Source organism: Gelidibacter pelagius, assembly GCF_017581925.1.
GTDB classification, from domain to species: domain Bacteria; phylum Bacteroidota; class Bacteroidia; order Flavobacteriales; family Flavobacteriaceae; genus Gelidibacter; species Gelidibacter pelagius.
This window is the reverse complement of the sequence record NZ_JAGEVG010000005.1, coordinates 195,590-208,299: the sequence shown is the minus strand read 5'-3', so window position 1 is coordinate 208,299 and position 12,710 is coordinate 195,590. Positions and strand designations below refer to the sequence as shown.

General features: G+C 34.8%; 11 protein-coding genes. 9 read left to right on the top strand and 2 right to left on the bottom strand.

All coding sequences use genetic code 11. From position 1 onward, the window contains the following. Nucleotides 1-62: 62 nt before the first annotated feature. The 8 genes from J4051_RS06145 (at nucleotide 63) to J4051_RS06110 (ending at nucleotide 8,349) form a co-directional block, all read left to right on the top strand. Nucleotides 63-587: a hypothetical protein gene (locus J4051_RS06145; protein WP_236027268.1), complete on the top strand. Its 525-nt coding sequence runs from the start codon at nucleotides 63-65 to the stop codon at nucleotides 585-587. Continuing rightward, nucleotides 577-1,266 (top strand): hypothetical protein, encoded by a 690-nt coding sequence (locus J4051_RS06140; protein ID WP_208232978.1) that lies wholly within the window; start codon nucleotides 577-579, stop codon nucleotides 1,264-1,266. The genes J4051_RS06145 and J4051_RS06140 overlap by 11 nt, the downstream gene beginning before the upstream one ends. Further along, complete coding sequence (locus J4051_RS06135) at nucleotides 1,263-2,810, top strand: class I SAM-dependent DNA methyltransferase (protein WP_208232977.1); 1,548 nt, start codon at nucleotides 1,263-1,265, stop codon at nucleotides 2,808-2,810. The genes J4051_RS06140 and J4051_RS06135 overlap by 4 nt, the downstream gene beginning before the upstream one ends. After that, nucleotides 2,803-3,948 carry a restriction endonuclease subunit S gene (locus J4051_RS06130; protein WP_208232976.1) on the top strand — a complete coding sequence of 382 codons (1,146 nt, stop codon included), beginning with the start codon at nucleotides 2,803-2,805 and terminating at the stop codon, nucleotides 3,946-3,948. The genes J4051_RS06135 and J4051_RS06130 overlap by 8 nt, the downstream gene beginning before the upstream one ends. A 358-nt stretch (nucleotides 3,949-4,306) precedes the next feature. Then, nucleotides 4,307-5,872 carry a reverse transcriptase domain-containing protein gene (locus J4051_RS06125; protein ID WP_208232975.1) on the top strand — a complete coding sequence of 522 codons (1,566 nt, stop codon included), beginning with the start codon at nucleotides 4,307-4,309 and terminating at the stop codon, nucleotides 5,870-5,872. Nucleotides 5,873-6,001: 129 nt separating this feature from the next. Beyond that, entirely contained in the window at nucleotides 6,002-6,838 is an 837-nt protein-coding gene (locus J4051_RS06120) for a HipA family kinase (protein WP_317192695.1), read from the top strand. 2 nt (nucleotides 6,839-6,840) lie between these two features. Further along, entirely contained in the window at nucleotides 6,841-7,725 is an 885-nt protein-coding gene (locus J4051_RS06115) for a hypothetical protein (RefSeq protein WP_208232973.1), read from the top strand. 90 nt (nucleotides 7,726-7,815) lie between these two features. Beyond that, nucleotides 7,816-8,349 (top strand): Fic family protein, encoded by a 534-nt coding sequence (locus tag J4051_RS06110; protein WP_236027267.1) that lies wholly within the window; start codon nucleotides 7,816-7,818, stop codon nucleotides 8,347-8,349. Nucleotides 8,350-8,730: 381 nt separating this feature from the next. On the opposite strand, the gene J4051_RS06105 is transcribed toward J4051_RS06110, so the two are convergent. After that, the gene (locus J4051_RS06105; RefSeq protein ID WP_208232972.1) at nucleotides 8,731-9,213 is read right to left on the bottom strand and encodes an SgcJ/EcaC family oxidoreductase; all 483 of its coding nucleotides are present in this window, start codon (nucleotides 9,211-9,213) and stop codon (nucleotides 8,731-8,733) included. Between the two features lie 583 nt (nucleotides 9,214-9,796). Between J4051_RS06105 and J4051_RS06100 the strand changes: the two genes are divergently transcribed. Then, on the top strand, nucleotides 9,797-11,011 hold the full coding sequence (locus tag J4051_RS06100) for a serine hydrolase domain-containing protein (protein WP_208232971.1): 1,215 nt from the start codon (nucleotides 9,797-9,799) through the stop codon (nucleotides 11,009-11,011). A 171-nt stretch (nucleotides 11,012-11,182) separates the two neighbouring features. On the opposite strand, the gene J4051_RS06095 is transcribed toward J4051_RS06100, so the two are convergent. Next, the gene (locus J4051_RS06095) at nucleotides 11,183-12,454 is read right to left on the bottom strand and encodes an amidohydrolase family protein (RefSeq protein WP_208232970.1); all 1,272 of its coding nucleotides are present in this window, start codon (nucleotides 12,452-12,454) and stop codon (nucleotides 11,183-11,185) included. Between the last annotated feature and the right edge of the window lie 256 nt (nucleotides 12,455-12,710).

Sequence of the window (12,710 nt, the reverse complement as noted above, 5' to 3'; positions counted from 1 at the left end):
TAACGGCGAATTCTTATTTTATATTGAAAATATGATTAATATTGCATATCGGAATACGCAATATGATGAAAAATAATAACACATTAAAGCCTCAGGACATCTTGATCCTTTTAAAAATTTGTACGTTGGGAGAACAAGATTGGTTTCAACATGACCTGTCTGAAGCCTTGGGTATCAGTCAATCTGAAATATCAGAATGTTTGTCACGCTCAAAATACTCTGGATTAATCGATGCCAACCGTAAAAAGGTGAATGTACTTAGTCTGTTGGAATTTATACAATACGGTATAAAATATGTTTTTCCACAGCAACCAGGTGCTATTGTAAGAGGTGTTGCAACTGCACATTCTGCGCCACCATTAGATCAGGAAATCATAAGCGACCAAAATTATGTATGGCCTTATGCAAGAGGTAATATGCGTGGTCAGGCGATACAGCCACTTTACAGAACAATTCCGAAAGCTGTTTTGAACGATAAAAAATTACATGAAGTATTAGCGCTTGTTGACGCCATTAGAGTTGGTAAAGTACGTGAACAGCATTTAGCCATATCCCTATTAAAAGAACGCCTTCAATATGCGGAATAATACGTTTATCAATTTAAAAGTTGTTGCCGAAGTGGCGCATGCTTTGGGTGATCTTAACGCAGAAGTCGTGTATATTGGCGGTGCCATCATAAGTATTTATGCTACCGATGCAGCTGCAGAGCCACCGAGAGTAACCACGGATGTTGATGTATGTGTGCAAGTATCGAGTCTTGGACAAATGGAAGCATTAAGAGAGCGGCTACAGCAAAAAAATATTTATCCTGATCCCGAAGGAACACATTTATACCGCTATACCTACCAGGGGATTCTTATTGATTTTATTCCGTATGAAGCAACGCCACTTGGACCTACCAATCCTTGGTTGAAGCCTGGTTTTGCCAAAGCTTTCCAAACGCGTATTGATGATGTGGAAATTTCTGTGCTTCCTGTATCACTGTTCCTTGCCACAAAATGGGAAGCATTTAAAAGTAGAGGTACTGATCCAAGATGGAGTCACGATTTTGAAGATATCATTTATGTATTAGACACTAATTTAGAATTGATAGAGGAAGTCAGTACCACGTCTTCCGAAGTGAAAAATGTATTAAAATTAATGAGCCTCTTTATTCTTGAGCATCCTAATAGCCAAGAAATAATAGAATGTCATATTAATCAAATGACAGCGCATGAACGCGCTGCAATTATAAAAGAAACCTTACAAAGCATTACGCAGTTATGAGCATACAAAACAACATCAATAGAATTACCGATATCCTGCGTCGTGATGACGGGATTTCAGGGGCTATGCATTATACAGAGCAGATTTCTTGGATTCTATTCCTTAAATTTCTAAACGATTACGAAAACAACAAAGCAGATGAAGCCTATTTAGAAGGTAAAATCTATAATTACGTTTTGCGTGAAGATTTACGATGGCCACATTGGGCGTGTCCTAAAGATGAAGAGGGAAAACTGGATGTCAAACAAGCGTTGACGGGTGATGATTTGATAGATTTTGTCAACGATACCTTGTTTCCGTATTTGAAAGCATTTAAAACCACCACCAACGACCCGAAATCCTTAACCTATAAGATTGGTGCTATTTTTGAATATTTAGATAACAGAATAGCCAGTGGTCATACCTTGCGAGAGGTTTTAGATATCATTGATGCTTTAGATTTCCAGAGTAGTGATGAGTTATTTGAATTGTCGAAAGTCTATGAAGACTTACTGAAAGGTATGGGAAGTGATGGTGGAAATTCAGGAGAATTTTATACACCACGAGCCATTATCAAAGCCATGGTAGAAACCACCGACATCAAAGTAGGCGATACCATTTATGATGGTGCGGTTGGTTCAGGTGGATTCTTGGTGGAAGCCTTTGATTATTTAACGCAAGACGGAAAGAAACAGAAATTGTCCGCTTCCGATTGGGATACGATTCAGAACAAAACCTTCTTTGGTCAAGAAAAAACATCCTTGGGCTATGTGATGGGTATGATGAATATGATACTGCATGGTATAGAAAGTCCAAACGTATTCAAAGGAAATACATTAACGCAGAACATTCGTGATTTTCAAGAGAAAGACCGACATAATGTGATCTTGGCAAATCCACCGTTTGGGGGAAAGGAAAAGAAGCAGATCCAACAGAACTTTCCGGTAGAAAGTAATGCGACCGAGATCCTGTTTTTACAGCATTTTATGAAAATGTTGAAGTTGGAAGGACGCGCGTCAATTATTGTTCCTGAAGGAGTTTTGTTTCAAACCAACAATGCCTTTACCAAAGTGAAACAAACCTTATTGGAAAGCTATAATGTACACACGATTGTAAGTTTACCAGCTGGTGTTTTCTTGCCCTACAGTGCCGTGAAAACCAATGTTCTGTATTTTGACAGAAAAGGCGCCACCAATGATATTTGGTATTATGATGTCACACCGCCGTATAAACTGACCAAAAACAAACCGATTCTTTATGAACATTTTAAAGAATTTGTGCATTTATTCCATCATCCCAAAGAACGCAATGCAACCAATGCTAAAATAGAAGCGTCATTGCGAGGAGGAACGACGAAGCAATCTGTCAAAACAGAAGACAAAATGTGCAATGACTGGACGGTAAACATTGCAGACATCAAAGACTACGACCTAAGCGCCAAAAACCCTCACAAAGTAGTGGAAGTGGTTCATTTAAGTCCAAAAGAATTGTTGACTGCTATAAAGGAAAATGATGCAGAGATAGCAAATTTAATGAATCAAATTGAAAGCTTGATTTATGGGTAAGTGGAAGGAAGTTAAGCTAAAGGATGTAATTGAAGTTATTAATGGTCGTGCCTATAAAAAAGCAGAACTACTTGATAAAGGAAAATATCCAGTTTTAAGAGTAGGTAATCTATTCACAAATAATAATTGGTACCATTCAGATTTAGAGTTAAATGAAAATAAGTATTGTGATAATGGAGATTTAATTTATGCATGGTCTGCCTCTTTTGGTCCTAGAATTTGGAATGGAAAAAAAGTAATCTACCATTATCATATTTGGAAAATGATATGTGATGAGAAAAAGCTCAATAAAGATTATGCTTTCCGATTTTTAGATTGGGATAAGGATATGATGCAAAAAGAACATTCTCGCGGGGTGGGAATGTTTCATTTAACAAAAAGTGCCATTGAAAATAGAAAACTTGTTCTCCCACCATTACCCGAGCAACAACGCATCGTTGTAAAATTAGATGCTTTGTTTGTGGGTATAGAACAAGCGATTGATTTGTTGGAAGAAAATATAGCGCATACCCAAGCTTTGATGGGGAGTGTGTTGGATGAGGAGTTTGGGAGGTTGGAAGAAACCGAATTTGAACCATTTTTGAATTCTGTTTTCATTCAGAATAAAACATTAATCCCTAAAGATGATGAAACATATAAATATGTAGGGTTAGAAAATATTGAATCAAATACTGGAAAGCTTGTTGATTATTCTGAAACCATAGGTGAAACTATAAAAAGCTCAAAAGTATATTTTGAAAACGAGAATGTTTTATATGGTAAGTTAAGACCTTATTTGAATAAAGTTTGGGTTTCAAATTTCGATGGAGTGGCTACAACAGAAATATTGCCTTTCAAAACTAATCAAGATAAATTACTCCCAAGATATTTAGCTTATTATTTGAGAAGTAATACATTTTTAAATGTTGTCAATGCTAATGTTTCAGGAGCAAGAATGCCAAGAGCATCTGCAAGGTTTTTTAAAGACATAGCCGAAGTTCCTAAAGTGGATTTAAAACATCAAGAAAAAATGATAACCAAATTTGATAAACTGTTTAATCATTTTGAAGATATGATAAGTCTCGAAACCCAAAAGCTCACTCATTTAAAATCTTTAAAGAGCAGTTTGTTGGATCAGGCTTTTAAGGGTGAGTTGTAAAAAAAATATTAAATAAATAATAAAATGGGCCGGAGGGTCGGAATGTTACGTTTTACTCAATTAAACTTTCTAAGACATACGTTAGATTGGAAGGAGAATACCAATATCCAAATACACACCTTCAAAAGTGATAAATGAGGATATAGTTGAGAACAGTGTGAGAACTGTTTGATTCCTGAAGTTGCATTTGCTGTTTAATTTTCTATGCATTTTAATGATGTTTAAGAGGGTTATTACAAAGATAACAATTTCTATACCTGAAAAGAGTAGCGTCGCAATAGCTCTTTAGAGTGAAAGCTTCGAAAGGCATGTACATTCCAAACCTGCTACTATTAGTATCTGGCCCTATTTTTATATTATGAAAACAGAAGATTGGTTTAAACTAAAACGTTATCCGCACATTGATGAGCCTTTATCAGTGAAGGATTATAAATGGATTAAAACCTATGTGGAAAATGAAAAATGTATTAAAGAACATAGTTTTTTACCGTTAATTCATAAATGCATCATTCAACGAAAGTATAGAGCGGACACCGTCAATCTTAAAAGAAACAAAAAGGGAGAGCGTATTCGTTTCATTGACAAACCTAAAGTAAGGCATATTTATTATGCCTCACATTTGGATTCAATAATATTTTCTTATTATAATTATTTGATTAGTGACGCATATAAAAAGTTTATTGAGACTAAGAATTTCAATGAGTCAATAGTAGCCTATCGTAAAATACCTATAGTTGTCGGTTCAGATAAAAATAAATGTAATATCGATTTCGCCAAAAGTACTTTTGAGTTCATTAAGAAAAACGAAAATAAAAAACTTACTGCCATCGTTGCAGATGTCACTGCTTTTTTTGATAATTTAGATCATAAGATTTTAAAAAAGCAATGGTGCACGGTTTTAAACACAAATACTCTCCCCGAAGATCATTACAGCGTGTTTAAAGCATTAACTAATTTACGTTATGTTGAAGGGGATCATTTGTATAATAGTTATAAAAAAACTATGCTTGTTGAAAAAGGGATTCCAAACTCTTCTAAACAAAAAGAGCTCAAAAGAATTGAAATAAAATCTAACCGCTATTTTAAAGAAAAAAATGTCGTTGCTTATTGTACAAAAGATGAGTTTTTAGCAAATAATTTGAATTTAATTATTTCCGCTCATAATAAAATTGGCATTCCGCAGGGAAGTCCAATTAGTGCAACTTTAGCAAATATTTATATGCTAGATTTTGATCAACAAGTATATGATAAGGTAGAAGGAGTAGGAGGCTATTATCAGAGATATAGTGATGATTTAATAATAATATGTGATCAAAAACATGAAGATGATATATTATTGTTTATTCGTGATAGAGTAAAAAATTTAGCAAAATTAGAAATACATCCATCGAAAACTAAAGTTTATAGGTTTGAAGAAATGGGTGGCGTTTTTAAAGGCTTTGAAATAGATGAAAGTTCTAAAGAACACAATTATAATAAATGCCTTGAGTATTTAGGTTTTTCATATGATGGGCAACGAGTACTCATAAAGGATTCGGGTTTTTCCAAATTTTATAGATCAATGAAACGATCGTTTAAAAAGTCTTCATCTCTCGCAATTTATGGTAAAAACCCAAGTAAAGATTTATTCAAATCTAGGCTTTATAAGAGGTTTACTCATAGAGGGGCCAAGCGAAGACTCATTTATCACCCTTCTAAATTAGATCCGAAAAAATATGTGGCTACCAAAAAATATGACTGGGGAAACTATTTAAGCTATATTTATAAGGCTAATGACTCCATGAGATCAATAAATCAGTCAGATATTATAAAGCGTCAAGGAAGGAGGTTTTGGAGCAGATTTCATGACCTAATGCAATACCACGAGAAACGTATACAGAGAACTCATAGATCGAAGGTTGCCTCGAAGAAAAAAAACTTTTAATATTTTATAAATATTTAAGGATAGCGTTAAGAGTTTATATATTGGATGGTTATTCTAATTTATTTTTTTGTCGAAAACAGAAAGGCTACTTATATAATACTTTTAGGTTGAAATCATAATACAGATCATTTGGAGGCAATTAACCATATCACCGCGATACAAATAATAGAACAAACTGAAACGAATAGTGTCCCATTTTTGGTGCTATGTGACGATGGGGAATTATATTTTGCCAAAACAATGTTCAAAACACACCCGCCTTTTGAAGATTTAATTAATGAAATATTATGTGTTTACGGGTTAGAGTTGATGGGAGTAAAGACCATAAAACCAGCGCTAATACAAATCCCTCAAGAAGTATTTGAATCTTACAAACTAGAAGAAAAGAGTTATGACGCTCGGTATAATAATCTAATATTTGATGATGTTCTATTTTTTGGTTCATTGTCTCAACCATCCACAACGGAAGTAGAACTATATAATACAATGCTTAAAAACAAGTATGACTATAATAAGTATATTAATCCTACGGACTTTTTAAAAATTGGCGTTTTTGATTATTGGATAGGTAATATGGATAGACGTGGCAGTAATCCTAATGTTTTAATTAATCAAACCGACAGTGGGAAATTTGAGTTTTTGCCGATAGATCACACTTACGTCTTTGGATATCAACGCAACTATAAGTCTTTGAGAATTAGCTTAATGAACAATCCACAGCCAAAATCAATTTTAAGAACACCAATGTCAAAAAGTATTCTTAATTTTGCGGGCACCAATTTTATTGCTAACTTTCATAATGAATTATTGTCAGATTTTATAAATGTGCTAAATGGTATTGATTTTGTGTTTGATCAGATCCCAAATACGTTCGGCTTGAGTAAACAAGGAAAAGCCAAAATAATCGAAATATTAAGTAATAAAGAAAGAAATTTATTAGCGTCAAAAATACACTTGAATATTTAAAGATGAAATCCTTTTACAGTATAATACGTTTTGTTAATAATCCTTTAAGTAAGGAGAACTTAGCTATTGGTATGATTGTAATATCTGAGGGTAAGGTTTTTTATAAATTCTCAAAAGACAAAATTAATCTTGTCAATAAAATCAATAGCTCTAGCTCAAGTTTACTTGAATATACTATTGATAAAGTTTCTAGTTTTATAGATATTCAATTAAAAGAAGAGGTTTCGCTGTTTTCGAGAGAGATTAGTGTAAACCTAGAATACTTAAATAGACTTTCGATTTACAATAATGGTTTTCTTCAATTTGATAAGCCCTCTGTGATTAATATGGCTTTTGACACCTCTAAATTTCATAACTTTTTTGGCAAATATATCGAGCTGAATCTTAGAGAACCAAAAAAGGCAATAATTGATAGAACTTTTAAAAGAACTATAGAGGACGTTTTTCGCAAGCCATTACTTAACGTTATTGACATTAATTATAAAGTGAAAAAGGAACAAATTCCAGGTTTGTTTTTTGATTATACTTTGGATGGGATAGGGGTTAATGGTAGTGTTTACACTGTAAAATCCATTGATTTAAATTCTGAGAAACCTATTGATAATTTTAGAAGGGATATTTCTGAATTAGAAAGTCTCAATTATCGTATGGATTTATTTAGCAAAGAGAATAATTTAGATAGTGATAAGAATAATCACTACTTAGTTATTGATCCTTATACTGGATCTAAGTCATCATATCATCAGCTTTATAACATACTTATGGAGCAAAATGATGAAGATTATCCATACTCTGTCATTAATACAAACGTATTACCACAAGTAACTAAGGAAATTATGGACTCTCAATCCATCATAAAGTTTTCTGAATATCTTGAAACTTTATAAAAGGAACGTCAAGAAAAACGTTCATGGAATGAAATTGCACTCAGAGAAGCTGTCGTTAATGCTTTTGTACATAATGATTATACAATAGAGTTGGCGCCTAAGTTTGAGCTTTTTGATAATCGTTTAGAAATTACATCTAATGGAGGTTTGCCAGACTGGCTTTCTAAAGATGAATTTTTTGAAGGTTTTTCTATTCCTCGAAACAAGGAACTCATGCGCATATTTAAGGATTTGGATTTGGTGGAGCAATTGGGGTCTGGAATCCCTAGGATCCTTCAGGTTTATGATAAAGATGTTTTTCAGTTTTCGGATAACTTTTTGAGAATAGTTTTACCTGCATCAGAATCATCTGCTTCACATAGTACCGAACAAGTTACCGAACAAGGCGCCGAACAAGTTACCGAACAAGTTTTAACTCTTATTAGGGTAATGGATAATGAAAAACACAGTCGCTTAGAATTAATGGAACTTGTAGGTATAAAACATAGACCTACTTTTCTTTATAATTATCTGCAACCATCAATTGAGGCTGGATTGGTTGCCTTGACTATTCCAGATAAACCAACCAGTGGCAATCAGAAATATTATTTAACAGAAAAGGGGAAAGCATTTATTAAACTATGACATATACCGAATTTATAAAATAATCTTTAAAAAAAATGGTTCTTCAATTGTGAATTATGTGCTTGTTCACAATAAACACCTATTCATGAATAATGAACATGCTGAAAAAGCCAACAACTTGGGTTTAATTATAATGATTGTATGGAGCGTGAAGATGCAATAAATAATAAAAAAAGATTAATTTCAAAAGTCTTTATTATCTTTTAGTTTCTCATGAAAATCCTATCTTGTGCTACATATGTACCACATAACCTCTGTAAACCCCTATAAACGCTGACTTTTAAACTACTGCATCGGGAAGTAAAAACAGAGTCTATTTTTCAATATCGTATGAGTTGCTTAGAATTAAATTTTACGAGGTATTACACTTTTTGATTCGTCCTATTTACCGTATTTTTTATAATTGACAGTGCTATAGCTGCCGTCTTCATTTCTTTTAAAAGTTTCCATGCCTTCAATGACTTCTGTATTGTGTGCAGCACAGCACAACCAATGTTTATCGATTTTTTGAGCCACAAAAGTGAATTGTTGATGGCGTGGATGCGCGAGCGTTTTTTCTGTAACATCGTCTGTTTGTTCTGATATAGAGGTTCTCGCATGCACAATCGCTATATCACCAGAGAGCATTTTGACATCTGTGGAAATTAACTTCATTGATGAATGATTGAAAATAACCTTTAAGCCATAGTCATGCGCTTTGAAAATCCTCTCTTTATTTCGAAACCTTAATCCTGTGACATTTACAAAGTCAGCATCTTTAGTGAATAAAGAAGCTAAGAATGATGCGTTGTATTGATTCCAAGATTTTGTGAAAAGTTGTGGAATTTCTTCAGGGGTATTGGCTTTTTGATAGGATGTGGTCATAGAGATAGTTATCGTTATAAATACGCTGAATTTTAAAACCTGAGTTCAACGAAAGAAGAGTAAGTTTTATGGATGAAAAAAGCAGAATATTTTTAAATTTAAGTATTGAAAAATAACATGCTAATATCCATTCTGCTTGCAATTCCTATAGATGAAAATACTGAAATTTCTTGTTTTAGCGATGATTTTTGATTTATTTTTAACGCTGCATTGTAAAAAATAAATTTTTACGGGAAAAATGAAAATATGAGACATTAACAATCTTAACCTGTGAGATTTCGACATTTACAGTCCTGTTCCAGTTGAGTGGCATAAGGAACTTCAATGACTACAATATAAATTATGATGATGAAATATTAAGGAGTTTTTTATTGCTTCCCAACAAATATTTAGGAAGCAGCCAATTTATAATTTTAACTAGAAAGAATGGTTCTTATCTTTACTTGTATATTTGGACATCAAATACTAAAATCCTTAGTCAACATCAAAATAATACGTATTGTTTCTGGAATGAATAGCATACCTCCAAAACGATTACAAATAAAAATATTCATCTTTGTTTTACTTTATCAAATCTAAAAACATGTTCAATAGAAAAGAGTTTTTCCTGCTTTTGTTAGTGTTAAGTTCACTAACTCTAACCGCGCAAGATTGTTATAGTCCTGATGTAAAAGAGGCCAATACTGAAATTGCTGATATCCCTGGTGAAACAATGGGACAAAAACTTGAAAGTTTGCTCTTTTGGTCACAAGAGGAAAAGGAACGCCGCTTTCCGATGATGCACGATATTTTTCCGAGCATTCCAATTCCTACCGGCAATCACAGCTCTTCCTTGAAAGCGTCTAAAAACATAACTCCAAAATGGGAAGACGAAACGACATTGGCTTCCTATATGAACGACAATCATGTAAAGGGGGTTATCGTAATAAAGGACAATCAGATCATAATGGAAAAATATGCTGATGGGATTAATCAAGAGACGCTATGGACTTCGTTCTCGGTGGCAAAATCAGTTTCGTCGATGTTGGTTGGTGTCGCCTTAAAGGATGGGGCTATTGAAAGTATGGAGGATCCTTTAAGTAAATATATCACTGAGTTTAAAGGTTTTGACTACGGAAAAGTGACTGTGCGCCAACTGTTGACGATGACTTCGGGAATTGATTGGAACGAGGATTATGAAGATCCAAATTCTGATGTTGGACAAATGTATAACGCACATTGTCAAGGTGTCGAGTCTCATATTTTGACCTATATGAAACCATTAAAATTTAAACATCAGCCTGGAACGCATTGGAACTATAGTACTGGTGAAACAGATTTAGTGGGGATTTTGGTTCAAAAAGCTACCGGTTTGAGCTTATCGGAATTTCTCTCTGAAAAAATCTGGAAACCCAACCAAATGGAGCATTGTGCATATTGGCTTGCCGATGAATGCAGCAATTTAAATTTAGGCGGAAGTGGACTTTCGGCGAGTTTAAGGGATTTCGCACGCTTGGGAACGCTTATGTTGCATAATGGAAAGATTGGAAATGAAAATATAATTTCAGAGGAATATATGAAAGATTCCACTTCCTTATTAAAACAAGTTAATGATGAGGGTGATGGTTATGGCTATTTATGGTGGCGTTTCAAAGATGGGAGCTATGGTGCGTTCGGAATTTTTGGCCAGATGGTTTATATCAACCCCCATAAGAATCTTGTGATCGCCCAAATTGCAGCCTGGTCTAAAGCGGGTTCTAATGAGCTCACTCAAGGTAGACAAGCTTTTATTGACGCCGTGGAACGTGTGATTGATTAAATAAAAATGATCTTTTTTTCGATATTCTGGACAGAGACTTCTCCAAAACCTAGCTCTGGAAACGTTCCATATAGTAAGAATGTGACAGTGTCAAAACTTAAAAGGTCATTTTTTAACTACGTTTACAATCTGTGATTAAAGATTTCCCAAAAGACATCTATCGCCTCGTGATTATCGATCAATTTCCTCTCCACCGATATATACTTTATGTATGTTCCTTACATTTTTAATGTCTACTAATGGATCTGCATCAAGGATTATAAAATCTGCCCAATGTCCACGGCTCAAGGTTCCTAAATCTTTTAAATTTAAGTATTCTGCTGGAATCTTGGTGGCCGATACAATGATTTGCATCGGGGTGAGGCCAGAATCTGCCATAAGCTCCATCTCCAAGTGTTCAAAATACCCCATAAACCTGGTCGGAATACCGCTATCGGTTCCAAAAATTATGGGAATCCCAGCATCCGCCAAGGTTTTTAGGTTTGCCATTGCAACTGGCAACTGTTTTTTGTAGGTCTGTGCGCTAAGATTGTTCCTTACTTTTAGTTTATAATCGGGATCTCTTAAGGGCTGTACGGTAGCACTGTCATATTCCCTGCTAAAAAAAGGATCATTGAAGAAATCACCTTCTTCGCCGTAAACAAATGTTGATAATTCACGCGTTAGAGTAGGGCAGTAACTTATATTTTTCTCCTTTAAGAGGGCAATAAATTCATTATCAACTGGCTCGTCCCTTACGCTATGCGCCAGCATATCGGATCCTGCCTCCAAAAGTTTCCTTGCATCTTCGAGATAGTACATGTGGGTCGATATTTTATATCCCAGTTCATGCGAACGATCGATGATTGCCTGATATACGTCTTCGGGCATCTTTTGGATAGTGCCCAAATTATCATCTACCCGGATTTTCATAAAATCAACGCCCATTTTGTGGTTTCTTTCAACTACCGCCAATGCTTCGGCTGGTGTTTCGCCCTCAATGACTTCTCCAGCTATAAACAACCGTGCCCTTTGACCAGCTGTGGTATCATTTACGGCCCTCAGTGGTTCTGCTTCTGAACGTTCGCCGCCCAAACTGACCACCGTCGTTACACCATATCTTGCATAGATGGATAGGTTATCAATAGTGTTTTCCTTAGAGAAGTGGCCTCCTTCGATTCCTTTGACGTCACCAACGTGTCCGTGGGCATTGATGATCCCCGGAATTATGGTTTTACCCGAAACATCTTGGATCTGGGTGTTTTCGGGAATATCGATATCGTTATGGTTTCCCACGGCCATCACCCTCCCGTCTTTGAGCAGTAAGGTGCCGTTTTGGATCGGTGTCTTGCCGCTACCATCAATGATCACAGCCCCTGTGAAGGCTACATAGGAACTCGTACTGGACTTTTTTTCTTCGCAAGAGAATACTAATACTAAAATTAAAGGGAGTAATCTGGTCATTTTTTGTGTTTTTGATATTTGTAGTTTGACTAAAGTTAGAGGTTATTGGTCGACTTTCCAAAGGTATGTACAAGGGAAATGGTTCGTGGATATAGACCATCCTTTGCCAAACATTTACGATTATAGCGATTTAACAACAAATTGCGCATCACAATTATAATGAAGATATGATTCGAAAAGAACAGTCGTATCACATGTTTTCGAATTAGATTATCTGCAATCCTGCAAAATAGAGAGATGATAAATTTCACACGTG